24 protein-coding genes are annotated in these 24,990 nt (G+C 42.6%); 11 read left to right on the forward strand and 13 right to left on the reverse strand.

The window, feature by feature from the left end; genetic code table 11:
- Positions 1-34 precede the first annotated feature (34 nt).
- On the reverse strand, positions 35-652 hold the full coding sequence (locus ACLOAU_RS08405) for a TlpA family protein disulfide reductase (protein ID WP_427861417.1): 618 nt from the start codon (positions 650-652) through the stop codon (positions 35-37).
- Between the two features lie 329 nt (positions 653-981).
- On the opposite strand from ACLOAU_RS08405, the gene ACLOAU_RS08410 reads away from it, so the two are divergent.
- Positions 982-3,213: a glycoside hydrolase family 2 protein gene (locus ACLOAU_RS08410; protein ID WP_427861418.1), complete on the forward strand. Its 2,232-nt coding sequence runs from the start codon at positions 982-984 to the stop codon at positions 3,211-3,213.
- 129 nt (positions 3,214-3,342) lie between these two features.
- Here ACLOAU_RS08410 and ACLOAU_RS08415 read toward each other — a convergent pair whose 3' ends face one another.
- The 4 genes from ACLOAU_RS08415 to ACLOAU_RS08430 form a co-directional block, all read right to left on the reverse strand.
- Positions 3,343-3,477 (reverse strand): hypothetical protein, encoded by a 135-nt coding sequence (locus tag ACLOAU_RS08415; RefSeq protein ID WP_427861419.1) that lies wholly within the window; start codon positions 3,475-3,477, stop codon positions 3,343-3,345.
- Between the two features lie 50 nt (positions 3,478-3,527).
- Positions 3,528-3,848, reverse strand: a complete 321-nt coding sequence (locus ACLOAU_RS08420; RefSeq protein ID WP_427861420.1) for a GNAT family N-acetyltransferase — start codon at positions 3,846-3,848, stop codon at positions 3,528-3,530.
- Positions 3,849-3,854: 6 nt separating this feature from the next.
- On the reverse strand, positions 3,855-4,211 hold the full coding sequence (locus ACLOAU_RS08425) for a hypothetical protein (protein WP_427861421.1): 357 nt from the start codon (positions 4,209-4,211) through the stop codon (positions 3,855-3,857).
- 130 nt (positions 4,212-4,341) lie between these two features.
- On the reverse strand, positions 4,342-4,911 hold the full coding sequence (locus tag ACLOAU_RS08430; RefSeq protein WP_427861422.1) for a YceI family protein: 570 nt from the start codon (positions 4,909-4,911) through the stop codon (positions 4,342-4,344).
- Between the two features lie 253 nt (positions 4,912-5,164).
- On the opposite strand from ACLOAU_RS08430, the gene ACLOAU_RS08435 reads away from it, so the two are divergent.
- The 3 genes from ACLOAU_RS08435 to ACLOAU_RS08445 all read left to right on the forward strand — a co-directional run bounded on the left by ACLOAU_RS08435 (position 5,165) and on the right by ACLOAU_RS08445 (position 7,936).
- Positions 5,165-6,502 (forward strand): sensor histidine kinase, encoded by a 1,338-nt coding sequence (locus ACLOAU_RS08435; RefSeq protein WP_427861423.1) that lies wholly within the window; start codon positions 5,165-5,167, stop codon positions 6,500-6,502.
- Positions 6,503-6,612: 110 nt separating this feature from the next.
- Positions 6,613-7,377: a HEAT repeat domain-containing protein gene (locus tag ACLOAU_RS08440; RefSeq protein WP_427861424.1), complete on the forward strand. Its 765-nt coding sequence runs from the start codon at positions 6,613-6,615 to the stop codon at positions 7,375-7,377.
- Position 7,378: 1 nt separating this feature from the next.
- The gene (locus tag ACLOAU_RS08445) at positions 7,379-7,936 is read left to right on the forward strand and encodes an AAA family ATPase (protein ID WP_427861425.1); all 558 of its coding nucleotides are present in this window, start codon (positions 7,379-7,381) and stop codon (positions 7,934-7,936) included.
- Between the two features lie 114 nt (positions 7,937-8,050).
- Here the strand turns inward: ACLOAU_RS08445 and ACLOAU_RS08450 are convergent, their stop codons facing one another.
- From ACLOAU_RS08450 to ACLOAU_RS08460, 3 genes are all read right to left on the reverse strand, one after another.
- The gene (locus tag ACLOAU_RS08450) at positions 8,051-9,121 is read right to left on the reverse strand and encodes a hypothetical protein (protein ID WP_427861426.1); all 1,071 of its coding nucleotides are present in this window, start codon (positions 9,119-9,121) and stop codon (positions 8,051-8,053) included.
- A 1-nt stretch (position 9,122) separates the two neighbouring features.
- Positions 9,123-10,118: an SPFH domain-containing protein gene (locus ACLOAU_RS08455; protein ID WP_427861427.1), complete on the reverse strand. Its 996-nt coding sequence runs from the start codon at positions 10,116-10,118 to the stop codon at positions 9,123-9,125.
- Positions 10,119-10,179: 61 nt separating this feature from the next.
- Positions 10,180-11,343, reverse strand: a complete 1,164-nt coding sequence (locus tag ACLOAU_RS08460) for an acetyltransferase domain-containing protein (RefSeq protein WP_427861428.1) — start codon at positions 11,341-11,343, stop codon at positions 10,180-10,182.
- An 81-nt stretch (positions 11,344-11,424) separates the two neighbouring features.
- On the opposite strand from ACLOAU_RS08460, the gene ACLOAU_RS08465 reads away from it, so the two are divergent.
- Together ACLOAU_RS08465 and ACLOAU_RS08470 are read left to right on the forward strand one after the other, a co-directional pair.
- The gene (locus tag ACLOAU_RS08465; protein WP_427861429.1) at positions 11,425-11,841 is read left to right on the forward strand and encodes a DUF1801 domain-containing protein; all 417 of its coding nucleotides are present in this window, start codon (positions 11,425-11,427) and stop codon (positions 11,839-11,841) included.
- Positions 11,842-11,859: 18 nt separating this feature from the next.
- Positions 11,860-12,393, forward strand: a complete 534-nt coding sequence (locus tag ACLOAU_RS08470) for a GNAT family N-acetyltransferase (RefSeq protein ID WP_427861430.1) — start codon at positions 11,860-11,862, stop codon at positions 12,391-12,393.
- Between the two features lie 3 nt (positions 12,394-12,396).
- Here ACLOAU_RS08470 and ACLOAU_RS08475 read toward each other — a convergent pair whose 3' ends face one another.
- From ACLOAU_RS08475 to ACLOAU_RS08495, 5 genes are all read right to left on the reverse strand, one after another.
- Positions 12,397-13,050, reverse strand: a complete 654-nt coding sequence (locus ACLOAU_RS08475; protein WP_427861431.1) for an NAD(P)H-binding protein — start codon at positions 13,048-13,050, stop codon at positions 12,397-12,399.
- Positions 13,051-13,143: 93 nt separating this feature from the next.
- Positions 13,144-14,154: an alpha/beta hydrolase family protein gene (locus ACLOAU_RS08480; protein WP_427861432.1), complete on the reverse strand. Its 1,011-nt coding sequence runs from the start codon at positions 14,152-14,154 to the stop codon at positions 13,144-13,146.
- A 256-nt stretch (positions 14,155-14,410) separates the two neighbouring features.
- Positions 14,411-14,899 carry an SRPBCC family protein gene (locus ACLOAU_RS08485; protein ID WP_427861433.1) on the reverse strand — a complete coding sequence of 163 codons (489 nt, stop codon included), beginning with the start codon at positions 14,897-14,899 and terminating at the stop codon, positions 14,411-14,413.
- 69 nt (positions 14,900-14,968) lie between these two features.
- Entirely contained in the window at positions 14,969-16,045 is a 1,077-nt protein-coding gene (locus tag ACLOAU_RS08490; RefSeq protein ID WP_427861434.1) for an ABC transporter permease, read from the reverse strand.
- A gap of 66 nt (positions 16,046-16,111) precedes the next feature.
- On the reverse strand, positions 16,112-17,251 hold the full coding sequence (locus ACLOAU_RS08495; RefSeq protein WP_427861435.1) for a glycosyltransferase: 1,140 nt from the start codon (positions 17,249-17,251) through the stop codon (positions 16,112-16,114).
- A 167-nt stretch (positions 17,252-17,418) separates the two neighbouring features.
- Between ACLOAU_RS08495 and ACLOAU_RS08500 the strand changes: the two genes are divergently transcribed.
- The 5 genes from ACLOAU_RS08500 (at position 17,419) to ACLOAU_RS08520 (ending at position 24,968) form a co-directional block, all read left to right on the forward strand.
- The gene (locus ACLOAU_RS08500) at positions 17,419-17,859 is read left to right on the forward strand and encodes a MarR family winged helix-turn-helix transcriptional regulator (protein ID WP_427861436.1); all 441 of its coding nucleotides are present in this window, start codon (positions 17,419-17,421) and stop codon (positions 17,857-17,859) included.
- Positions 17,860-17,890: 31 nt separating this feature from the next.
- Positions 17,891-19,696, forward strand: coding sequence for an acyl-CoA dehydrogenase FadE (locus ACLOAU_RS08505; protein WP_427861437.1), 1,806 nt, complete (start codon positions 17,891-17,893; stop codon positions 19,694-19,696).
- Positions 19,697-19,856: 160 nt separating this feature from the next.
- Positions 19,857-20,960 carry a glycoside hydrolase family 99-like domain-containing protein gene (locus ACLOAU_RS08510; RefSeq protein ID WP_427861438.1) on the forward strand — a complete coding sequence of 368 codons (1,104 nt, stop codon included), beginning with the start codon at positions 19,857-19,859 and terminating at the stop codon, positions 20,958-20,960.
- A 72-nt stretch (positions 20,961-21,032) separates the two neighbouring features.
- On the forward strand, positions 21,033-23,051 hold the full coding sequence (locus ACLOAU_RS08515; RefSeq protein ID WP_427861439.1) for a DUF3858 domain-containing protein: 2,019 nt from the start codon (positions 21,033-21,035) through the stop codon (positions 23,049-23,051).
- A gap of 12 nt (positions 23,052-23,063) precedes the next feature.
- Complete coding sequence (locus tag ACLOAU_RS08520; RefSeq protein ID WP_427861440.1) at positions 23,064-24,968, forward strand: DUF3858 domain-containing protein; 1,905 nt, start codon at positions 23,064-23,066, stop codon at positions 24,966-24,968.
- Positions 24,969-24,990: the final 22 nt, after the last annotated feature.

A 24,990-nucleotide genomic window follows, 5' to 3' on the forward strand; every position in this document is an offset into this window, starting at 1 on the left:
TTCAATACAGGTCTGCGAGTGGGGTTTCTTTTAGTTACTCCTTGATGAGCGTATTAATCTGGCTGATAAAATCCTCCGAAGCATAATTGGCGAAGCCTTCATGCCTGAAGACGACTTTTCCTTTCTTATCTAATACCAATGTGGTGGGTAACGTTCCGTTGTAGATGTTTGCGGGAACAACTGATCTGGTTTTGAACATGGGGGTAATATAGCCCTTGTTTTGCAGGTAATCCCTGCCCGCTGCGCGATTATCATCTTCATTGATCATCAGGAAAAAAAGATCAGGATCATTTTTGAATTTCGAGTATAGTGTTTCAATAGATGGAAACTCTGCCCGGCAGGGAGGGCACCAGGAGGCCCAGAAATTGATGAACACCACTTTTCCCTTTAAAGACGATGTGTTTTGAATATTTCCCTTTTCATCTTCAAAATCAAAGCCTGTCTCCATTTGTGGCAGCATCGTCATATCTTTTTCGATGTTCACATTATAAAGGCCCGTACGCATCAGCTGCCTTATGGTCCACGACTTTGCTTCCGGGCTTACGAAAAGAGTAACGATGATCAATCCCATCAAAATGGGAAATCCATGTTTTCGTATAAAGTGTTGCCTATTCTTTTTGTTTATTGCCTGCCCGTTATTATTGTCGGTCATAAATTTTAATGCTTGATTGATACTCAAAAATAAGTACAACGGTCGCTTATACCGTATATGCCGGTAATTAACATACCACTCCGGGCTTTGGGGTCTTCGTATTTTTTAGCAGGGATCTGCAATTGATCGCTTTTCTTTTGATATAGTTCAGCTTATCTCTCTGCTAATTTCCGGCTAACATAAACAGGCCCGTATTTTGCAGTAAATTGTTATCATATTTCGGATGATAGCCGGTATTTTTGTGTTGGACATCGTTAGCCTGTAAAGGTAACCGGCCAACGTTGACAATAACCAGCTACTTCTGACAAGCCCTGCTTAAAACCGTTTTAATGCACAAACTCTTAACCAGTATATTGGCCCTGGCAGTTTTAGCTGCGCAGGCACAGGACTATAAACCGGCACCGGTTTCGCTTTCTACCAAATGGGGACGTGAAGTAACCCCCGACAATGTTTGGCAACAACATCCCCGGCCGCAGATGCAACGGGCGGCATGGCAAAACCTGAATGGTCTCTGGAATTATAGTGTGCAGAAAAAGGGAGCTGCAAAACCCACCCAATATGAGGGAAAAATATTAGTGCCGTTTGCTATTGAGTCTTCTTTATCCGGCGTTGGCAAGCCTTTGTTGCCCGAACAGGAGCTTTGGTATAACCGCAGTTTTACCATTCCGGCCGATTGGGCCGATAAAAATATTATCCTGCATTTTGAAGCAGTGGATTGGGAAACCAAAGTATGGGTAAATGGCAAGCAGGTCGTTACTCATAAGGGAGGCTCTGATCCTTTCCAGGTAAATATCACTCCCTACCTAAAAAGTAACCGCGAACAGGAAATTGTAGTATCCGTTTGGGACCCTACAGATACCGATATACAGGCACGTGGCAAGCAGGCTTTGGATCCTAAAGGAATATGGTATAAAGCGGTATCTGGCATTTGGCAAACCGTATGGCTGGAAGCAGTTTCGAAAGAACATATTGCTACCGTATATCCCATGCCTGATGTAGATCGTAGCCGGGTTTATTTTACGTTCCAGGCAGAAAACCTTACCAGGTCGCACGAGCTAAACATCTCCATTAAAAATGGCAATACCGTTGTAAAAGACACTACGCTTTTCTTTCAGAACAGTTTGATACTTCCGATACCTGATGCTAAACTGTGGACTCCTGCCAATCCTCAGTTATACTATACTACCATCACCATTAAAAAAAGAGGAAAGATCGTTGACCAGTTCAATACTTATTTTGCTTTGCGCAAGATCAACATGATCAAAGATAAGAATGGGTACATGCGCCTGGCGCTGAACAACAAACCGGTTTTCCACCTGGGTACGCTTGACCAGGGCTGGTGGCCCGATGGGTTATTGACGCCACCATCGGAGACTGCGATGATGTATGATATTGTTAAGTTGAAAGAAATGGGATTTAATACCATTCGCAAACATATAAAGGTAGAGCCTTCCCGTTACTACTACATGACCGATTCGATAGGGATGATGGTTTGGCAGGATATGCCTTCGGGGTTCCTGGGAACCGATCATCCGTCTTTTGTTAAACATGATAATCCTCAAGATTGGGTTCGACCTCAGGAATCGGCTGTTCAGTTTGAAAAAGAATGGAAGGCTATTATAGACCACCTGCGCTTTTTCCCGTCCATTGCTATGTGGGTACCCTTTAACGAAGGATGGGGACAATACGATACGAAAAGGATCGCGGCATGGACGCAGCAATATGATCGCACCCGTTTGGTGGATGCGCCCAGTGGCTGGACTGACCGCGGCGTAGGCGACGTACTGGATGTGCACCAGTACCCGGGACCGGCTATGGGAGTGGTGGATCAAAATCCCTGGCGGGCGATGGTCTTGGGCGAATTTGGAGGATTAGGCCTGGTAGTAAAAGATCATATATGGGATCCTAATAAAAGAAACTGGGGATATAAAACCTATACCGAAAGCGATACACTCATTAAGGAGTATACCGAATTGATGCATAATGTGGTGCTGATGGTAAAGCGTGGATTATCGGCTGCTATCTATACGCAAACAACCGATGTGAAAGGCGAGGTGAATGGCTTGCTCACCTACGACAGGGAAGTAGTAAAAATTCCCGAAACCTTATTAAAACAATTGCATCAGCCCGTTTATAATGATGCGGATGGACGTATTCTTTTTGTAAATCAGCGAACAGAAACGGACCGGCCATTTATTTTTTCTTCGCACCAGCAACCAGCAGCAGATTGGCTAACAGGGCCTGTTAAATTTGAAAAAAGTAAACAACCTGTTGAAGTGAAGAAAGGAGCCAATGTTTATTTATACCAGGATATAGACTTTGGCAAAGTGCCGGAAGGATTGGGCTTAAAGCTCTACGCTTCAGGTGATGTAAAGATCTTTATCAATGGTGAGCTGGTATGGCAGGAAAAGGATGTAAGAACCAGGAGACATTGGGATGATATTAACCTGTCTTCCTTTATGCCCCTGATCAAACAATGGAATAATCGCATTGCCATAGAAGTAACAGGTGCCACAAGAGATGACATAATAGACTTCTCTTTATACCAATGGTTAAAATAATATAGCTATTGAAGAGTATCTTGATGTTGTCCCGGCTTTGGTTGGGGTAAGGGTACCAACTCCTGGTCATTGCCCGGTACTTGAGAAAAGCGGCGAGGTTTTGCTCCTGCTCGTTTAGCTTTGCTATTTCTATTTGATCCCTGCTGGTACCGGTTCGATAGGGTCGATAAATACAAAAGACCCTACTGATCTTTTTTGCCGGAACGGTAACAAGCGATCTGCCAGGAAGTTCCCGATATTAGCCGCCTGTTCTTCATGTATCATTCCAATATTTGACATAGTATCAACGAGTAAGCTATGCTAAAAGTAACCAATTAAAACTGGTGATAAGCCGGAAAGCTCGGGTGGACTATACGTTTCCACTCAGGATGCTTTTTTATATAAGCAAATACATAAGGGCAATAGGGTAATATTTGCTTTCCCTCTTTTTCTAACTGCAATAATGTTTTTTCAACCACTGCAGCGGCAGCGCCTTTTCCCGCTAAGCCCGGATCGGCTTCGGTGTGCACCAAAGCAACCAGTCCGTCTTCGTCCACCTCGTACTCAACAAAAGCGTATAGCCCATCTACAACTATTTCAAAACGCGAATTGGCTTCGTTTTGCACCAGGGGTATATCTTCAAATTCAGGTTTCATTGATGATTACAATTTAGGGTTATCGATAAAATTGGTTTTACTTTCAGAATGAGCATCGGCCCATTTAGCTAATAATCCAGCCAGCTTGTAATGAATAAATTCGTCATCTGTCATTACAAATGCTACCAGTGCAGCATCGGGATGCAAGAGGTCTGCTACCTTATGCAGCTTGTTATAATCTTCGTGTGATAAGCCTTTGTCAATGATCAACAAGTCAAAGCTTTGCAGGCTGAACGTATTGATAGCCTGCTCTACATCTGTTTCATACTGCACTTCAAGGCCGTCGAATTTTCCGGCTATTTGTTTAAAGCTATCCATGTTGGTTTTGCTATCTGCAACCACGTAAGCTTTTAATGTTTTCATAACTACTCCTTTTTTACACTACGAATTTACCTGCTTCTGTATATCCCGGCAATAATGTAGGTTAAGTGTGATTATTAAGAATAAAAAAAGCAACCCGTAGGTTGCTGTTATCTATTAAACTCTTAATATGCTATTGAGCAAATTCTCCATCAGCTTTAATGCGTACTACATCACTCACCATACCGTCAGGGAATTTTTCACCTACTTTAAAATCTGAACGCTTAATGCTGCCGGTAACCTGGAAGGCAATAGTTTCCTTTTTACTCATTGGGTTTTGAGTTTTGCCTTTATAAAGCAGGTCTACAACAACAGGCTTGGTAATACCATGAAGTGTTAAATCACCACTTAGTTTGTAAGCATCTTTTCCTGCTTTTTTAATGCCCGTGCTTTTAAAAGAAATTTCAGGGAATTTCTCTGCATCAAAAAAATCGGCACTTTTCAGGTGATTATCTCTTGCTTCGATCCTCGTATCAATGGATGTTGCTTTTGCAGAAAGAGTAACTACTGCATCGCTCAGGTCGGGTTTAGTTGATTCTACAGACACCGTAAAATCTTTAAAAAATCCTGAAACATCATTAATACCCAGGTGCGTTACAGTAAAACCCAGTTGCGAATGAGCCGGATCATTTTTCCATAAATTATTAAACGTAAATGCGGAAAGGCCTAAAAATGCGGCTGCGATAAATAAATAGCGCTTCATGTATGAATTATTTTTTGATATGAAATGCGAAGCTAAAGCGCTTTGGCTTTCTGTCACTTAATCTAGATTAAGTATGCTCATTTTTTTTGCAAAAAGCACCAGGCTTCACCCGGTGCTGCAAATTTGTTTTGGATTTTATAGTGGCGTGGGTAATGAACGGCAAAACCGCTATCTTTACGGCTTAAATTGTCGCTGGTAGAGCTACAATGCCCTCTAAAAGCTGACGCTGCTTCAGCCCTCATAAAAAACTAGTATGGTTCGTTATTGGAAATGGTTGATTGGAGATAAGGATCATTTTGCCTTAGAAGGAAGGATATTTAACGCTACCTGCGTTGCACTTATTATATGCGTACTCTTATATACGCCTATCTCTTATTTTTTATTGACGATGGAGCTATTCCTGATATTGGTTGGCATGGCTTTTTTAGTAGGTGTATTATACTATTTATCCCGTTTTAAAGGTCATTCGCGGGTAAGCGCTACACTCTTTCAGATTGTTCTAAATATAGCATTAGTAGTAAATTATTATTATAATGCAGGCATTAACGGCCCGAACCATATTATATTTCTCGTAGCTTTTTTTATTTCAGCGGCAACGGCTCCAATAAAGCAGTATTATATTTGGTTACCGCTTAATATAGTATTGCTCTCCGGCATAATGATGGCCGAGTACACCAACCCCAATTTTATTGAATTAACCTATCGTGATACGACAAGCAGGTTTGTTGATGTTTTTTTCTCCTACCTGGGAATTGTTATATTTATTTTTATTGTAACGATGTTCGTCAGGAGATCTTACAACCGGCAACGCGAGGAATTGATTGCAAAATCAATTGCCCTTGAAGAAGCCAATAATACCAAAAACAAGCTCTTGTCTATTTTAGGCCATGACCTCAAAGAGCCGTTAGCTTCACTCCAGGGATATCTTGAGTTGTTGGCAGATTTTGAGCTGGAGGAACGGGAGCAGAAGGAAATGAATGCACAATTGCTAAGTATGACACGCAATACTTCATTTATGCTTTCCAATATATTGGCATGGACCCGTGCCCAGGAGCAACGTCTTAGTGCAGATCTACAGATACTGGGTGTAAAAGAAGTACTTACCCACGTAGTAGAGTTGGCCCGGAGTATCAGTCTTAAAAAGGATATATCTTTAGGGGTTGACCTTCCCCGCCATATTCATGTGAAGGCTGATGCGCAGATGCTGGCGTTGGTGATCCGCAACCTGTTAATGAATGCCATCAAGTTTACACGTAAGGGTGGTCATGTATGGATCACGGCTATAACAGAAGCTGATAAATGTATTATAGTGGTAAAAGATGACGGTATTGGCATTCCGGATGCCATGCAAACCAAAATTTTTAGAGTAGAGTCTGGCTCAAGAAGAGGCACGGATTCGGAAAAAGGCACCGGCCTGGGTCTGATGCTTTGTCAGGAGTTTGCTGAGAAAATGGGTGGGCAACTGAATTTTACCAGCCGCGCAGATAAGGGAACAACATTCTCTCTCACACTGCCCACAGCGCAAGTGCCTGCTTTTTCTTATAGAAAAGATAGTGGTGTAAACAATGAAGCCCTGGAACTCTACCACTAGCATTGCCGCGTCACACAGATTCCTTGTATTTTTTTTGTGCCTGGTCTGCAAATATCGAAGACTATTCTTCTTGTTGTTAATTTTATCTATTCATATAGGTAATAAAAATTATGGCATTTTATGATTTGAAAAAAGATGAAAGAGCTGCTTTATCAGCTGCTATAAAAAAAAATATCAGTGAGGCCCTTTCTTCATCGGCAACGGAAGGTATTACTGTTTATTTTTCCAGCGATGATACTTATATCCGCAAAGCCGGCTATCTGGCTATCGGACGTATTTATTTCGAACAGCAACATTTGCAACTGCAGGTTATTACTTTATTAAATCTCCTTTTACAAAAAGAAGATTTTAAAATCAGGCAAACCGCGATCAATGCTGCCGGTGAGATAGGAAAGCGCGATTTTGACATCGTACAACAGTTTTTCGATAAAGGTTTGTTTGATGTGCATCACTCCCCCAGGAACGCTGTTATCGGATCGATCAAAAAGATGGGCGAAGTGAACCCTATACCGGTCTTGGCCTGGTCGAGAAAATATCTTCACCACGAGGATAAAGAAATAAGACGCGAAATATGCCATGGTATTGAATTGAGAGGCAGGAAACACCCCGAAGATATTTTGCCTTTATTGATAGAGCTGCAGCATGATGAAACTGCCAGGGTAAGAAATACATTAGTGCATGTTATAGGCCAGATCGCTTATAAAAAGGGTTGCCTGGCAACTGTGGTTGCTCATCTAAAAACATGGGATAACCGGCAATTGGTAGCCGATGCCTTAGAGGAGATCATTGATGTACATCATCGCTATAGAAATTTTTCGGCGCTAACTCAGATGGAAGCACGACAGTATATCAGAGAACATTTTAATGACCAGTAACATGCAGCAGCATAACTATTTTGTAATAACCGGCGGACCCGGTGTTGGCAAAACAACTTTATTAAATGAATTAGAAAAGCGTGGATTTACCATCATTCCAGAAGACGCCAGGCGTATCATACAGGAACAGGTTGCCATCAACGGGGAAGGGTTGCCCTGGGATAACAAAGAGCTATATGCACAATTAATGTTGGAAGAAAGCATGCGCTCTTATCAGGAGGCCACAACCAGCACATCCTCTGCCAAAGCTGTTTTCTTCGATCGTGGTATAGTGGATGCAGTGTGCTACATGATGATGGAAGATCTGCCTGTTACCAAAAAGGTAAACAAATGGGTGAAATTATGTTCTTATAACCGTCGCGTATTTATATTACCGCCATGGAGAGAAATATATCAAACCGATAAAGAACGCAAGCAAACCTGGGCAGAAGCAGTGAGAACTTATGAAGCTATGAAAGAAGTCTACATGAGCTATGGATACGATTTGGCAGACATACCTAAAGGCACTGTAACCAGCCGGGCTGATTTTATTTTGGAGCAGATCTCCGCCATGCTTTGATCACTTTTGCAAGTTAGTATACATTACCTTCAAAGATGTACACTAAAATTCAAATTTATAAGCCTAATAGGGGAAAGCGTACTGTTTCAACAACTGAGCATATGCTGCTATTTCTTATTGGCTCATGCCATACAACACCGCTATTACGATAATAGCAATAATGATGGCGATCACGATTTTGGAAGTCGACAGCGGTTTATTGCCACTAATGGCGCCGGTTTGCCCATTGATGATGAAGTGATAGGTTTTCCCTTTAAAGAGATACTGGCATAACCAAACCGGCAGTATCACCTGCTTAAAGGTTTCGCTGGTATAACGGGTTTGAACGCTAAGGTCTTTGTAAGTATCGTCTGCCAGGTGTTGCGCTGCTTCCTGGTGAACACGGTTATCAATTTCGTTACGGGCGGCATTAAAGGTATCAGACAATGCCTTATCAAATGCCTGGGCATGCCATCCTAACAAATACTCGGGGTTAAATAATTCTACCTGTTGCAGGTTAAAGGGATAGATCTTATTGATCTGTTCCTGCGTGATTCTTTTATTGCCGCAGATCAGTATATCATCAAAAAAGCATTCAAAAGAACCCTCGCGCCAGTACCAGCGTGTTCGCTGTACACTTTGTGTAACCTCCTTGCCATCGGCATCTTTAGTTCGGATCGTTTCATAGTAATAGGTGCCGGCATACCCCTCCCACTGATTGTAAGTGTAGCAGTCGAAGGTAAAAAAAGGAACATAATGCCCCTCCAGTTTATCGGTCAGCGACAGTTCTTTTAAACTGCTATCATTCCAGAAACCTTTGCCGATCCACTGTTTAAAAACATCCAATGCTTCCTGTTTCGATAATTGAAAAGGTAAAATACCCGTGGGAGTGATGGTACGGGTTTTATAAGCCTCGGGGTTCAATACATTATTACCACAATTACGGCATTCAAAGAAAGCGATATCGGCTCCTGATTGTGTTTCCTGGCCACATTTACTACACTTGTAGATGACGGTGGTAACGGGGGCCAGCGGAATGGAAGCCGCATCCTTAAATATCTGGATATTGTTTTCTTCTACAACTTCGCTGCTTTTTTCAATGGGAAATAGCGCACCGCAATGCAAGCACTTCAGCGCGTTTTTGTCTGCATCAAAATTCAGTTCCGAGTTGCAATTAGGACAAGGGTGTTCTTTTAAAACCTGCATACTATAACCTGCTCAGCAATTCTGCTTTTTTCGCGTTAAACTCTTCCTCGGTAAGCACGCCCTGTGTTTTTAGTTCGCCTAATTGTTTCAGCGTTTCCAGGATGGCCGTTTTGCTTTCACCCGTATTGGCAGCCTGGGGTTGTTGAGGCTGAGTTGCCTGTCCCATCAGGTTGTTTAACAGCACTCCGGCCCCTATTCCACCCATATTACCGGCAGCATCGTTTTCTGCTAATTTTTCCAGCGCAATACCTCCCTGCATCTGGTTAAAATCATTCAGGTTCCCTTTCAATATATTCAGCTGGGTTTTCTTATCCAGCATCTTTTCTACCTCTTCCGGCAGCGATACATTTTCGATAAAGAATTTTTCGAGTGCAATACCATAGCTGTCCAGTTCTTTTTGAAAAGCCGGTTTTACTTTCTCGCCAATAGCGTGGAAATTAGCTGCAAGATCTAAAGCCGTTACATTGGCCTGGGCCAGTGCTTCTGCAAACTTGCTGGAAACAATGCCCTGCAATGTTTCCTCTACCGCGTCTACCCGCACAAAAGGATTAGTACCTGCAAATTCTGTAATAAATAATTTGGCATCTACAATGCTGATGGCAAAATTGCCAAAAGACCGGATGCGTACCTGTCCGAACTCCGGATCGCGCATTAAAACCGGACCTGAGGTTCCCCATTTTAAATCGGTAAACTGGCGGGTATTAATAAAATAAATATCTACTTTAAAAGGGCTGTTAAAGCCATATTTCCACGATTTGAGCGTAGTGATCACCGGCATGTTGCTGGTGGTTAAAGTATGTAAGCCCGGGTTGTACACGTCGCCAAACTCACCTTCATTCATTAGCACAGCTACCTGGCTTTCGCGCACGGTTAATTTAGCACCGTTCTTTATATTGTTACCCTTATCCTGGAATTTCCAGATGATGGTGTTATCTGAAGTATCAACCCATTCAATTACTTCAATCAGTTCGTTCTTAATAAAGTCGAATAAGCCCATTGCAATTTTTTTAGAATACCAAATTAAGATTTAGCAAGTGAATTAATAATTATTTTTTTCTTTAGAGATAGCTTAACCATTTATTGGTACGGTGGGCAGCCTTGTAATGACCGTACCACTTGCATAGCGGGTACAAAACAAGGATCGCCAGCAGCCATACGCCATAAACAACGGGCAGGGAAAAGCCCTTAAAAGCCTGTGGCCGGCCAAAGTTAAAGCCAAAGACAAGATCGCTGGTAGAAAAGCCGTTTGACAGTATAACTGCTATCAAGGCCGCATGTATCAGGTACCAATGAACCAGGTAGAAGAATAAAGGCACTTTGCCATATACTGCTAATATATCTGAAAATCGATTTTGTTTATTGGTAAACACAGCCAGCAATAAAAACATAAAGCCTAAGAACAGCACCGTGTATTGTAAAGAAGGTGGATACTTGGTCACATTCAAAAATGAAATAAATGAGAATGCACTGTTCTTCTGCCAGGACCAGGGCGTAGCATCGCCATAAATATTAATGGTCCTGAGTACCATAAAAAGAATGATCAATGCAATACCTGCCTGTATGCAGATCTTTCGAACGATAGCAACTTCCTTCACGAATATAGCGGCGGAGCCAAATCCTGCCAGCATGATGGCCAGCCAGGGCAGGGGTGGGTATCCGTAAATAACATTATGCTTTTCACTAAGTGGTATAAATGCAGGCTGAAAAAAGACGTTCAGAATCGTGGTTACTGTATTTTGTTGCGGCAAAGCTAACAAGGGCAGCAGGCCTGATAATACCATAATCACAATACCCGTTATCAATATCGCAATGCCGCGCAGGCTTAATAAAAGAGATAAAATAACAAAGCCGAAGCCAATAGCAAAGATCACCTGTATCAGTATAACGCTGAAATGAATATCGAACCAGATACCAAAATTGACCAGGGTTAGCTCCAGGATGATCAGCCAGATGCCCCTGCTTAGAAGAAAGCGCCGGTGTGCTTTTATACTGCTTTTATTTTGCAGAGATAACCAGGCAGATACACCAGATAAGAACACGAAAGTGGGTGCGCACAAGTGAGTGATCCACCGGGTGAAAAATAAGGGGAGGGTAGTGGTGGCCAGATCAGTAGGTTGCTGAGTAAGCGCTGTTTCATGAAACAGATCGCGGGTATGATCGAGTACCATGATTATCATCACCAGGCCTCTTACTATGTCAATAGAGGAAATGCGATTTTTCATACATCAAAATACAACTATTTACAAACAGATCGTTTTATGTACCTTCAATAAGCGAGAGCACCATATCTAAAATCAAGCGTTATGAGTGAAATTAAAACGAAAGCTACTTCGGAAAATGTAGCCGCATTTATTGAAAAGAGCGATCCCAAAAAAGTAGAAGATAGTTTTAAGCTGATCGAAATAATGGAACGCCTGTCTGGGGAAAAAGCAACCATGTGGGGACCATCCATTATCGGGTTTGGCAGGTATCATTACAAATACGCCAGCGGACATGAGGGTGACATGTGCCGGATAGGCTTTTCACCACGCAAAGCCCAGTTTTCATTATATATATTGAGCTGCGATAGCCCGGTTCAAAGCAAACTGGTCGATCAGCTGGGCAAAATAAAAAAAGCAGTAGGCTGTATTTATTTTAAGAAGCTTGATGACCTGAACCTGGACATACTCGAAAAAATGATCCGGCAGTCTTTAAAAGAAACAAAAGAGATGTGGGGCTGATAGGCTTAATTTGCAGCTATGGACGGGATTAATAAAGAACGGGCCAAAACCTTTATTTTCAGGAAAGCCGAGGCCGCTGACGCAGATCGTATCTGGGAGATATTACAGCAGGCCATTGAACGCCGCAGGCTCGATGGGAGCCGGCAATGGCAGGAGGGTTACCCCAATCCTGATACGGTTAAGAACGACCTTGAAAATGGCTGGGGTTTTGTACTTGCGGATGAAGAGGGAGTGATTGCTTACAGCGCGCTGATCCTAAATGATGAACCCGCCTATGACCAGATAGATGGCGCCTGGTTAACCCTCGGAGACTTCCTCGTGGTGCATCGCGTGGCAGTATCTGACAGGGTAGCCGGCAAAGGAATCGCCACCCGCTTATTTAAAGCAATAGAGCAACATGCGATTGCTCATCATATTCCCAGCATTAAAGTAGACACTAATTTTGACAATCCGGCTATGTTAAGGGTATTGGAAAAGCTGGACTATATTTATTGTGGTGAAGTTATTTTATTGGGGGCGCCGAGGAAAGCGTTTGAGAAAGTGTTGGCATAGTATTCACACAAGTTGTTTCACCTCTCGTGAGATCTGCTTTGACTCAAGCAGCTGAACACCTTTGTTTTTTTGTTTACCATAACGCAGCATCAGCATCGCCAGTTTACGTACCGGAAGCGGCGCCAGCCTTTTAAACAGGCCCAGCTTGTTAAAGAATCGTAATACCGATTCACTTACCTTTTCACCAGCTCTGTCGGTGCCTGGTCTTGATAGCAGGCCGGGTCTGAGTATTGTTAAGCTTTCAAAGTTTAAAGCCCTGATCGCTTGCTCCAGTTCTCCCTTCATACGGGAATAAAATACCAGTGATTTTGGATTGGCCATACCCGCTGATATTAAGATAAAGCGGGGGACTTCGTTTTGACGAGCCGCCTGTGCAAAAGCCAGCTGGTAGCCATAGTCTACTTTGTATTGGGCATCCTTGCTGCCTGCCGCTTTTAAAGTGGTACCCAGGCAGGAGAAGGCCATGTCGCCTGCAACAAGTCCCTGCCACTGTTCGGGCCGGTCAAAGTTAATGACATGAACCTGCAATTTTTCGTGCTGCACGGGTAAAGACTTTCTTACCAAAGCAACTACTCCGGTAATGCTTTCATCCTGCAATAATAATTGCAGTAACTCTTTTCCCGTAGCGCCGGTTGCGCCTATTATTATCGCTTTCATTGCATAAACCCGATGAAATTTTCGGGCCAAAATTACACATAGGGCTATAATGTTTAGGACAAAATAATAAGGCTATGAATATCGGGGGTTAGGTTACCAGGGCTCACTAAAAAAAGTATTGATGCGGCTTTCCAGTTCGGTGTTGCCGGTGGCGATGTTACTGTGATCGCGATCAGGATAAATGAATAAGGTGGCACGATCGCCAATGCCTTGTTTCTTCATCTCGTTAAACAACAGCTCTGCCTGAGACGCCGGTGTGATCCGGTCATTTTGAGCCGCGTGGAGCTGCGCTTTAGGAATCCGTTTGGAGAAATAAAAGGGAGAGGATGCAATGATAAGCTGCCTGGTTTGTGCTATTGTGGAAGTTCCGCTAAGCAGACCGCTAAGGAATTGCGCTTTATAAGTAGGATCATTGTAGAGTTGGGCAGTCAGCGCTACAAAATCTGAATTAAATGCAACAGGAGCCACACGTTTAAAACGTTGATCGTGTATGCCGGCCAAAAGCGCCACAGTTCCTCCACGACTGCCACCCCTGATCATGGCCTTGCCGGTATCAGCCTGTTGAAACAGGGCACCTACAGCATTCAGGCAGGCGATCACATCGTCAGTAGCGCCATCAAAAGCATCGAACCTGGATCCCCCGGATAAAGGAGATTTTAATAGTTTACCGTTCACTTCCAGGCTTACATACTGTCCTCTCATAGCAGGTACTACGTATATAAATGTCAGGTCTTCTGCCGGCAATTTTACTTTTACCGAGCTTACCGGCTCTTCATCAATACCGAATCCACCTGCATAAAATAATAGTGGTACCCGCTCAGTGGTTAGGGGTACTAATACAGCTGCATACTCTTTAATAACTCCCAAATGGAACGAAATAATATATGCTGATAATTTCGGGGTGATGGATTGCGTTTCCACAATAGTAATGTCCTGCGGAACCAGGTTTCTTTGCATCCAGCTACGCTCTACGGCATCAATTTCTGCTGTAGCGGGCGGGGCAAACAGCGCCGCTTTGTCAATTCCTTTCAACGTGTCGTTCTTTTTACAGGCAAACCAGCACAACGTAAAAAATAAAAGAGCAACGCAATGATAAGCTTTCATCCTGGTAATATTTCCGCCGAAAATATTACCGGCTTAAATAGGAGATCGTTTAGATTTTGCTAATTAACAAAGATTCAACAGGGGCTAACTCTATGAAACCAGTGTGAGAGGTACGATGCTCTTTGTCCTGTAAGGACAAAATCCTGGTAGCTGTAATGATTGATGAATCCTTGCGTGCCGTAGGTACGCAACCTCCAAAACAATGCAGCGCTGTTAGGAAAAGGGCTGTGCTATAGTTTCCGTCTTAGTTATTCATTTATTGTAATAAGGCTGCTCCTTTGCCGGTTTCTGCAAAATGCCTGATCATCTCATTGCGCTCAATTAAAAACTGTTTGAGATAACGGGTCATTATAAGCCTGTCCACTAATTTTCCCAGTACACCCGCTGGCGATTGAAAACACAAAATATCTTTCATTAGAGTTCCGGCATCCGCTTCGGTGAAAAGATGATCGTGCGCAAATGACCGGAAAGGACCTTTCTGCTGTTCATCCCTGAAATGAAAAGGGCGATTATAAGCTGTTATCCTGGACGTGAATTTTTGACGCACAAAGAAATGGGTGGCTTGCCAGGTTACCGTTTCATTCATGCCGATCAAACCACTCTTTCTGCCTGCAATAGCCTTTTCTTTGGTTTTTGCGGTGGACAGGGTATGCAGATCGATACTTCGCGAAAGATCAAAGCAGGTTTTAATGTCAGCATGAATAAATGTTTCTAATTCAATAACAGGCATATCATTGGGTTTCACGCATGAGATTTTTGATGCGTTTTACATGGTGATGAATTTACACACTATCAGCTAACCGCTATCAACCTCCTACAACTTTCCTTTTACATTCAGTGCATCTCTTAACCCATTGCCCAACAGGTTAAACGCCAGTACCAATATCATGATGGCGAAGCCGGGAGCGAGCGCCAGCATAGGGTTTTGTGTGATAATGAAATTGTAGTTTTCTTTGATCATCAACCCCCAGCTGGGCATGGGAGGCTGCACACCTACACCCAGGAAACTCAGGCCGGCCTCAATAACTATAGCTGAAGCAAAATTAGCTGCAGCAATCACCAATACAGGGCCTACAATATTAGGCCATATATGTACGGCAATGATCCGGATATTTCTAAAACCCAATGCCCTGGCGGCTTCCACATACTCTAGTTCCCGCACTGCTAATACCTGTCCGCGTACCAAACGTGCAACATTCACCCACATGGTAAGACCTACTGCAATAAATACCTGCCAAAAACCTTTACCCAATGCCAGTGTTATGGCAAATACCAGTAATAATGTGGGTATACTCCATATCACATTGATGAACCACATAATCAAATCATCGGTCTTTCCACGATAGAACCCGGCAAGCGATCCTAATATAAGCCCGATGCTGATAGAGATGATCACCGTGATCAGTCCCACACTCAGGCTTACCCTGGTTCCTACAATTAGCCTGCTTAATATGTCACGTCCATAACTATCCGTCCCCACCCAATAGGTTTTCGTGGTCACGGGCTTGTCAGCAAGAGCAGCTTTTGCGTAACTGATCCGCTCACTTACGTCTTCGTCTATGTATTTTTCCGCAATAATGCTATCGCCCTTTACACTGTATGTATTGATCGGTATAAAATGATAAGTATCGGGCTGACCATAAAATAATTTACCCCAAAAGCCACGCGACTCATAAGCTTCTTTCCTAACCTGCAGGAACTGCTGTTTAGTACCCGGCTTTTCACCACCCATTTCAAGAATAATCCTGTTAGCGTAAGGCGAGCCGTCTGGTGTAATAAAATAGCAAAACACCGCGGTAACAACAGCAGAAATGATCACCACCAACCCTGCCATAGCACCTTTGTTCTTTTTAAGCCTTTTCCAGGCGGGGTTTTTAAATATGCTGTTCATTATTCTCAAATGTAATTAAAACACTAAAATGATTTAGCTAAAACTTACGGGTGACAATCAATGAATTTATTTCACCTTTCTTCCCTTCCATTCGTAACTACCGAAGGTTCCCAGAAAGCCGGAAATAATGGTGTACCCGATATGTAGTGGCTGAAAAAAGAAGAAATATTTTAAGAGATGCCTGCGATTAAAAAACCGGCTCACCCTCCCCACAAAAGATATTTCGATCAGGGTTTTCAGTACGATAAAAACTAAAAAGGCATATAAGTATATGATATTGAAAAATGACAATACCAAAAGTGCCAGAAAAGAACAATTAAACAAATAAACTAATAGCAGCACAACGAAGATTCTTTTATCATCATAACTGGTGGCTTTGCTGGCCCACCGGATACGCTGGTTGAAGAAGGCCTTCCAGGTAGGCGCGGCTTCTGTTTCAACAATGGCTGCTTTTGATTTGAGATAGCCTACCTGCCCCGGGTATTTTTTCCATATTTTATGCATCAGGAGCATATCATCACCCGATGCGATATTATCAATTCCTTTAAATCCATCAACCTCATAAAACACTTCCCGTTTGTAAGCCAGGTTGGCCCCGTTACACATATTGTGTTTTTTACCGGCAACGGAAGCCCCGGTAATACCCTGCAGTGTTAAAAAATCCAACGCCTGGAAAATATATAGAACCGATTCTTTTTTTCCCTTTGAAGCTGCAGGAATAAAGCTAACCGGAGCTGCTACAAAAACCGGTTTGTTATCCATTATAAAAGAAGCTAATACCTGCAGCCAGTCAGGAGTTACAACGCAGTCCGCATCGGTACATACGATCCACTCGTTTTGGGCAGCTGCAATCCCTGTTTCAATGGCTTTCTTCTTATAAGAATTAATCCGGTCTTCTTTTAACTGTACCAGTTTTACCCCTTCGTACCGATTCACTATCGCTGCAGTTTCATCTGTTGAATGATCATCAGCAACAATCACTTCAAATAAATCGCGCGAATAGGTTTGTGACAGTATGCTATCCAGCAATGGCCCTATATTATCTGCCTCATTTCTCGCAGGAATAATAATTGAAAAACCAGTACCGGGTATCATAATGTTTTTGGGTGAATATTCAGGCATAGCCCGCCAGCTGGTATTATAATAAAAGATCACTACCGCATATAAAACCCATAACATTAATATTGCTACGAATAAAAAAACCATGTCGCAAAACTAAAGTCTGACCTTTTATTTACCCGATTTATTTAATAAACGAAAAATCGTTGCTTTCAACGAAGCTGCCGCGCATTCTTAAGCGAGATCAATAAATAATTTTAAGTTTTTGTAATTCAGAAATCTTCCTAACTTTAATTAGTTGTTAAAACAACTATATGCCAAACAACCATTTTAAGAAAAGTGAGCTGTATAGCTTTATAACGGGTATTGCAAGCACGGCCATAGCACGACGACTACAGAAGAAGTTTAATAATGCGGATCTGAATCTGACTATAGAGCAATGGAGCGTACTCTATCATTTGTGGAAAGAAGATGGCATTAGTCAGCAGGATCTTTGTCAGGCTACTTTCAGAGATAAGCCCAGTATGACACGGCTGGTGGATAACCTGGAAAAGGCGGGCCTGGTGAGGAGAATTGCATCGAAGACCGACCGTCGTAAAAACCTTGTGTATTTAACTGATAAGGCAAAAGCTATCCAGGATCAGTGTCACGGATTTGCAGCAGAAACCGTGGAAGAAGCATTAACGGGAGTGAGCCTGGATGATATTGAAACCTGCAGAGTAGTACTAAAGCAGGTTTACGAAAATTTAAAATAAATTGATTCCAACATATTAAATTCTACATATTATGAGTGCCGCCAATGATACCAGAGAATTAATAAAAGGAGCCGAATGGCTGATTAAAGAATCTTCGCCCGCTTCCACTTTTACCAGCGAACAGTTTAATGAAGAGGAGCTGATGATCCGCGACATGTGTACGCAGTTTCTTGCAGCAGAAGTAATGCCTATTTTAGACCGGATTGACAGCCTCGAAGAGGGCTTAATGAAGTCGCTGGTACAAAAAGCCGGAGACCAGGGTCTGCTTGCAGGTGCGTTTCCGGAAGAGTATGGCGGGCTGGGCAAAGACTTTATTACTTCTACGATCATTAACGAATATCTGGGAGCCGGTCATTCCTTTTCAGTAGCTATTGCTGCTCATACCGGTATTGGCACTTTACCTATTTTATATTTTGGAACAGAAGAACAAAAACAAAAATATATTCCTAAGCTGATCACGGGCGAATGGGCGGGCGCCTATGGCTTAACCGAGCCGAACGCGGGTAGTGACGCATTGAGCTCAAAAACTACCGCGAAGCTGAGTGAGGATGGAAAGCACTATATCCTGAACGGGCAAAAATGCTGGATCACCAATGGCGGATTTGCACAGGTATATACGGTGTTTGCCAAGGTGGTTGGAGATGACGGACAGGTGGGTTTTACCGGCTTTATTGTTGAACGCGGAACAGAGGGTTTCACTAATGGCCCGGAAGAACATAAGATGGGCATTAAAGGGTCGTCCACCGTACAATTATATTTCCAGGATGCCAAAGTACCGGTTGAAAACGTATTGGGCGAAATTGGCAAAGGGCATAAGATCGCTTTCAATATATTGAACATAGGCCGTTTAAAGCTTTGCGCGGCAGCATTGGGTGGTGCTAAAATGGCATTTGAAATATCGGTTCAATATGCCAAAACAAGAGAACAATTTAAACAGCCTATCGCCAACTTCGGTGCTATCAAACACAAGATAGCAGAAATGGCCATCCGTATTTTTGCAGCTGAATCAGCCTTGTATCGCACTGCCAAATGGATTGATGAGTGGGAGCAACAATTATTGCAGGACGGTAAACCATTTAATGAATCATTGCTGGGCGCTGCCGAAGAGTATGCGATAGAATGTGCTATATTGAAAGTGTATGGCAGTGAGCTACTAGACTTTGTAGTAGATGAAGGTGTTCAAATCCATGGCGGGAATGGCTTTAGTGCCGAGTACAATATTTCGCGGGCTTACAGGGATAGCCGCATCAATCGCATTTACGAGGGCACCAACGAAATCAATCGTTTGCTTACCCTGGACATGACGCTGAAACGAGCGATGCAGGGGCGTTTGAACCTGATGGGACCAGCTATGGAAGTACAAAAGGAGCTGATGAGCATACCCGATTTTGGCAGTGATGATGATACACCATTTGCCAGCGAAAGAAAACTGGTATCCAATTTTAAAAAAGCGATACTAATGGTTTCCGGAGCTGCAGTTCAAAAACTGATGATGCAGATTGAAAGCGAGCAGGAAGTATTGATGAATATTGCTGATATGGCCATCAAGACCTTTCATGCGGAAAGCACATTATTGCGGGTAATGAAAATTGTTGAAGAGAAGGGAACTGAGAAAGCTGCCCTACCTATCGATATCATGCAAACCTTTTTGTACGATGCAGCTGACGCGATTAATAAAAGCGGGAAAGATGCCATCAATGCATTTGCCGAAGGCGACGAACAACGCATGATATTAATGGGATTGAAACGCTTTACCAAAGCAGAGCCATTTAACACTAAGGCTGCCCGCAGAAGAATTGCGGATGCTGCTTTAAATTCGGGTAAATATCATTTTTAGAAAGCGTTTAATATAACTAACAGGTGCCGGTTTTACTTTAAACCGGCATTTTTTATCGCCCAATAAGCTCGAGATAAACAGGTCTCACAGTGTAAACATCCTGTATCACTGCAATTTTGTAGCATGATTTTAGCTGCTTATAAGTATATTTATTTACAATATGAAAACCCTTACTAACAGCCTTATTATTGTATTGATGTTATTTGCAGCATCCTGTAACAACAATTCCAAAAAGAATGATATTCCTCCTCCGGCGCCACCAGACCCCCCGGTAATAGACACGCCATTGGTAAAACTGGGCGCTTATTATTTTGGCGGTTGGTATGAAGGTTCGAGTCATATAAAGCCGGCACTGGTAAACGACTTTCCCGAACGAAGACCTGTCTGGGGCTGGATTACTAATACAGCAGATGCAATGAAAGCACAGATTGATTTGGCTGCAGATGCCGGCCTTTATTTTTTTAGTTTTTGCTGGTATTTTAATACACAGGACCTGACCGAAAACCGTCCCGCCAATAATGCCATCACGCTTTTTAGAAATGCCCCGAATAAAAAACGGCTAAAATTTTGTTTCCTGGTGGCTAATCATGATGGATACCGGATCAACCCGCAAAACTGGCCTGCATTGAAAGAGCATTGGAAAAATGCATTTAAAGATTCGGCTTACTTAAGAGTGGATGGTAAGCCATTGATCATTTTCTTTGACCCCTCTAACCTGGTGGTTAATTTTGGAGGAGCAGAACCACTGAAAAATATGCTCAACAATTTCAGAGATGAATTAAAAGCTATGGGGCTTCCAGGCGCTGTAATTGCCGGTTGCCCCTCCACCTCAGCTAATGGTATATCGGGCGCTGTGGCCGCAGGCTTCGATGCCCTGAGCGGATATAATTACCATAGCTCCGGCTTCTCTTCAGAAATAGCAACACCTATCTCCAATATGACCAATGCAGAAGCAAATGTTATATGGCCCCGATTTATCAACTCGGGCGTATATTATATTCCGGTGGCCACACTTAACTGGGATGTACGCCCCTGGAGCACCACCCCACTGACAGAAAAATACTTCACCGGTTTTGGCAAAAGCTCCGTTGAAAACTCAGTTAAAGCCATCAAAAAATGGATACTGGATAACCCTGCTAGCACTACTAAAGAAAAACTCGGTATACTCTATGCCTGGAATGAGTATGGCGAGGGTGGCTGGCTCACACCTTCGGATATATTAAAGGACAGCTTATTACAGGGTTTGAAAGCAGGTTTGAAATAATTACCGGAAGCAGCCGGTTTTTATTTAATTTTGCCAGGCTAATTAAAGTAGAATATAACTAACTGATAACTTATGATATCTATAATTCGTGTAGCGATGCTTGGCATCTGCTGTCTTGCTATACAACAAATTTCGGCCCAGGGCAAAAACACTATTAAATTCGGAAAAGTATCCGCAGCAGATTTCAATACTACATCACCTGCAATCGATACGTCGAGCAATGCCGTTATCCTTGCCGATGTGGGCAGCTCCGTACTGGAAGGAAATAGCAAAGGATTTTTCTCGCTCAAATACACACACCTGAGACGTGTAAAAATTATTAATAAAAAAGGAATGGATGCTGCCGACGTATCTATCTCATTATATACATCCGGCGATGCCGAAGAAAAGCTGGATGAATGTAAAGCTATAACCTACAACCTCGAAAACGGCGAGGTAAAACAAACCAAACTGGAAAGCAACGGTATTTTTAAGGAAAAACTCAGCAAAAATACGGTGGTAAGGAAGTTTACATTTCCCAATGTAAAAGAAGGATCCATAGTGGAATACACTTATACCGTCATATCAGACTTTCTTTCGCATTTAAGATCATGGGAGTTCCAGGGCACCAGCTGGCCACGGGTTTACTCTGAGTATACCGTGAAAATTCCCCAGTTTTTTAGCTATGTGTTCCTGGCCCAGGGATACATTCCGCTAAAGAGTGAGAACAGCAGCAAAATGCAGTCTTTTAATATATCTGAGCGAAATGGTACACAAGCGTCCAGTCAATTTACATTGAGCGGCTACGAAAATACTAACCGTTGGATCGCCCAGGATGTACCTGCGTTAAAAGAAGAGAGTTATACCTCAACCATTGAAAATCACCTATCAAAAATCGACTTCCAGTTAAAACAAACGGAGTTTCCGGGGCAAACGCCTACAGAATATATCGGAAGCTGGGCCAAGGCCGCTGAGAACATGCTGAAAAGAGAGGACTTTGGTAACGAAATTACCAGGGCCAACCTCTGGTTGAATGACGATATCAAAACTATTACGGAAGGTGCTAACTCTAACGCCGAAAAAATAAGACGACTGTATGACTTTGTCAGGGATAATTTTACCGCTACTTATAACTCCGGGCTATTTCTCAGCGACAATACAACCCTGAAAGATATCTTCCGGAAAAAAAGCGGTAACGTAGCAGAGATCAATTTATTACTGATAGCTATGTTACGTAATGCCGGAGCAATGGCCAATCCGGTTATGATCAGCACCCGGGGGCATGGATGGGCTCATCCTGTTTACCCCTTGATGACCAAGTATAATTACCTGGTATGTGAGACATTTGTAGATGGACAGCCCGTTTACCTGGACGCCTCCCGGCCGAAAATGGGCTTTGGAAAACTATCGCCTGATTGTTATAATGGAGCAGGCTTTGTAGTAAAGCAACAGCCGGTTAATATTTCTTTTGAGGCCGACTCTGTTCTTGAACGTAAGGTTACTATGATTTTTTTGACACAGGATGATAAGAATGGCCTTAAGGGAATTTTTAAATCTATCCCCGGTTACTATGGATCTACCAATCTTAGAAATAAATTAGCGACGCAAAGCATGGACGACCTTGTAAAGGATATCAAAAAGAGTTATTCCTTCCCTGTAACCATCAAAAAACCATTTGTGGATTCATTAAACAAGTTTGATTATCCCGTAACAATAGGTTATGACATGAGCTTTGATTTTGAAGACCAGGAAATCGTATACCTGAACCCGATGTTTTCTGAAATAACCAGTAAGAATCCCTTTAGCGCTGCCGATAGAAAATACCCGGTAGAAATGCCTTTTAAAATTTCAGAAAACTATGTGCTCAATATGGACATTCCTAAAGGATACAAAATTGATGAAATACCCAAATCAGCCAGAGTAAGGTTGAACGAAAGCGATGGCATGTTCGAATATCTGGTATCGGCCACCGATCAAAAAATAATGTTGAACTGCAGGATCGATATTAAAAAAACTAATTTTCCTGCTGAAGACTATCAATCACTTCGCGAATTCTTTGGCTACGTTACCAAAAAACAAAGCGAACAAATTGTTTTGAAAAAAATAAAATAGTTTTTACTGCTTATGAAAAAAATATTGGCACTGCTTACTATAATCAGCCTGGTGTATAACAGCCAGGCGCAATATGCGGTTAAAGACATACCGGAGGCGCTAACCTTAAACGCCCACCTGGTAAAAAGACTGGACAATATACGCGTGGATATTAAAAACCCTGGCAAGGCTTATTATTACAGGCATTATGTTTATACGATCATGAACGAAGCAGCGGAGCGCTATGCCTATTTTGTTGACTACTATGATAAGTTCAGGGACATCAACAGCATATCCGGTACGTTGTACGATGCATCGGGTAATAAAATAAAAAATGTAAAGAAAAAAGACATCGCTGATGAAAGCGGCACCAGCGGAAATAATTTAGCCGATGACGCCCGTTACAAGGTGCATAATTTTTATCACAAAAACTATCCTTACACCGTAGAGTACGAGGTTGAAGGTGAAATGAAAGGTATTTTCAATTTACCCGAATGGCAACCTGTGTCCGCCCCGGAAATAGCAGTGGAAAAATCTTCGCTAACCGTTATTACGCCTAAAGACTATACGCTACGTTATAAGCAACTTCTATATTCAGGTAATGTACTTATCAAAGAAGAGAAATCGGATAAGATCTACCAATGGCAACTCAACAACGAGGCTGCAAAACCAACCGAAGCTTATGCTCCTGAGTGGGACAATATATCTACCCGTGTTATTATAGCGCCTTCGCAATTTGAATTCGGGGGCTACAATGGTGAAATGAGCAACTGGCAGAACTTTGGCAAATTCATGCTATCGCTCTACAGTGGTCGCGATGTACTACCTGCTGATATTAAAGCCAAAGTACATCAGCTTACAGATCATTTAAAAACCAACCAGGAAAAGATAGCAACCCTGTACCGTTTTATGCAGGATAATACGCATTACATAAGTATTCAGCTGGGCATTGGAGGCTGGCAGCCATTGGACGCTACTTATGTTGCCAAAAATAAATATGGCGACTGTAAGGCGCTGTCTAACTACATGGTGGCCTTACTTAAAGAAGCAGGGATAAAAGCGAACAATGTTTTGATAAAAGCTGGCGAAGATGAAACGGCTATTTTAAGTGATTTTCCTTCCAACCAGTTTAATCACGTTGTGGTTTGTGTACCCGCGGGTAAAGACACCACCTGGCTGGAATGCACCAGTCAAACAGTAGCACCTGGTTATATGGGCTCTTTTACCGGGAACAGGGAAGCGCTTCTGGTAAGTGAAAATGGCAGCGCTATTGTTCGTACACCGGCTTATAGAAAAGAAAACAATTTGCAGGTGCGCCAGGTAAAAGCTAGCATTGACGCTAACGGCAAACTCACCGCAAAAGTGAGTACAACCAGTACAGGACTGCAACAGGACGATCTGCATTCGCTGATCAACAGCAGTTCCCCCGACGAACAAAAGAAGAGATTACAGCGTATTTTCACTTTGTCTAATTACGAAGTGCCGGCTTTCTCTTATTTGGAAAACAGGGAAGCCGCTGTACCAACCGTGAATGAGACATTGGAGTTGGTTGCAAACGATTATGCCAGCATCACGGGCAAACGTTTATTCCTGCGTCCGAATATTGTTTCCACCTATACATCCAAACTCGCGGAAACCGAAAAAAGAACGCACGATATCGTATGTACTTATGCTTTTGTTGATAGGGACACTGTAAACATCACCATTCCTGAAGGTTACCAGATAGAATCTATGCCGCCACCGGTAAAATTGAACAATCAGTTTGGCGCTTACCATGTTTCTTATAAAATTGAAGGCCGTTCTATTTTACTGATACGCAGCTACGAACGCAACGCGGGCACTTTTCCTGCTAAAGACTATACCAGTTTTGTAGATTTCTATAATAAGATCTACAAGGCAGACCAGGCAAGAATGGTTTTTGTGAAAAAGGAAGAATAGTTGATTCTCTGACAACACAAGG

Source organism: Paraniabella aurantiaca, assembly GCF_050309965.1.
In the GTDB taxonomy this organism is placed as follows: domain Bacteria; phylum Bacteroidota; class Bacteroidia; order Chitinophagales; family Chitinophagaceae; genus Niabella.

Coding starts and splice junctions, on each gene's coding strand:
- ACLOAU_RS08450 (WP_427861426.1), bottom strand. CDS start 9,121: ATGCAGGTTTTAAAAGAACACCCTTGTCCTAATTGCAACTCGGAACTG.
- ACLOAU_RS08455 (WP_427861427.1), bottom strand. CDS start 10,118: ATGGGCTTATTCGACTTTATTAAGAACGAACTGATTGAAGTAATTGAA.
- ACLOAU_RS08470 (WP_427861430.1), top strand. CDS start 11,860: ATGGACGGGATTAATAAAGAACGGGCCAAAACCTTTATTTTCAGGAAA.
- ACLOAU_RS08515 (WP_427861439.1), top strand. CDS start 21,033: ATGATATCTATAATTCGTGTAGCGATGCTTGGCATCTGCTGTCTTGCT.
- ACLOAU_RS08435 (WP_427861423.1), top strand. CDS start 5,165: ATGGTTCGTTATTGGAAATGGTTGATTGGAGATAAGGATCATTTTGCC.
- ACLOAU_RS08425 (WP_427861421.1), bottom strand. CDS start 4,211: ATGAAAACATTAAAAGCTTACGTGGTTGCAGATAGCAAAACCAACATG.
- ACLOAU_RS08465 (WP_427861429.1), top strand. CDS start 11,425: ATGAGTGAAATTAAAACGAAAGCTACTTCGGAAAATGTAGCCGCATTT.
- ACLOAU_RS08410 (WP_427861418.1), top strand. CDS start 982: ATGCACAAACTCTTAACCAGTATATTGGCCCTGGCAGTTTTAGCTGCG.
- ACLOAU_RS08415 (WP_427861419.1), bottom strand. CDS start 3,477: ATGATACATGAAGAACAGGCGGCTAATATCGGGAACTTCCTGGCAGAT.
- ACLOAU_RS08475 (WP_427861431.1), bottom strand. CDS start 13,050: ATGAAAGCGATAATAATAGGCGCAACCGGCGCTACGGGAAAAGAGTTA.
- ACLOAU_RS08405 (WP_427861417.1), bottom strand. CDS start 652: ATGACCGACAATAATAACGGGCAGGCAATAAACAAAAAGAATAGGCAA.
- ACLOAU_RS08495 (WP_427861435.1), bottom strand. CDS start 17,251: ATGGTTTTTTTATTCGTAGCAATATTAATGTTATGGGTTTTATATGCG.
- ACLOAU_RS08445 (WP_427861425.1), top strand. CDS start 7,379: ATGCAGCAGCATAACTATTTTGTAATAACCGGCGGACCCGGTGTTGGC.
- ACLOAU_RS08505 (WP_427861437.1), top strand. CDS start 17,891: ATGAGTGCCGCCAATGATACCAGAGAATTAATAAAAGGAGCCGAATGG.
- ACLOAU_RS08490 (WP_427861434.1), bottom strand. CDS start 16,045: ATGAACAGCATATTTAAAAACCCCGCCTGGAAAAGGCTTAAAAAGAAC.
- ACLOAU_RS08510 (WP_427861438.1), top strand. CDS start 19,857: ATGAAAACCCTTACTAACAGCCTTATTATTGTATTGATGTTATTTGCA.
- ACLOAU_RS08440 (WP_427861424.1), top strand. CDS start 6,613: ATGGCATTTTATGATTTGAAAAAAGATGAAAGAGCTGCTTTATCAGCT.
- ACLOAU_RS08460 (WP_427861428.1), bottom strand. CDS start 11,343: ATGAAAAATCGCATTTCCTCTATTGACATAGTAAGAGGCCTGGTGATG.
- ACLOAU_RS08520 (WP_427861440.1), top strand. CDS start 23,064: ATGAAAAAAATATTGGCACTGCTTACTATAATCAGCCTGGTGTATAAC.
- ACLOAU_RS08480 (WP_427861432.1), bottom strand. CDS start 14,154: ATGAAAGCTTATCATTGCGTTGCTCTTTTATTTTTTACGTTGTGCTGG.
- ACLOAU_RS08500 (WP_427861436.1), top strand. CDS start 17,419: ATGCCAAACAACCATTTTAAGAAAAGTGAGCTGTATAGCTTTATAACG.
- ACLOAU_RS08430 (WP_427861422.1), bottom strand. CDS start 4,911: ATGAAGCGCTATTTATTTATCGCAGCCGCATTTTTAGGCCTTTCCGCA.
- ACLOAU_RS08420 (WP_427861420.1), bottom strand. CDS start 3,848: ATGAAACCTGAATTTGAAGATATACCCCTGGTGCAAAACGAAGCCAAT.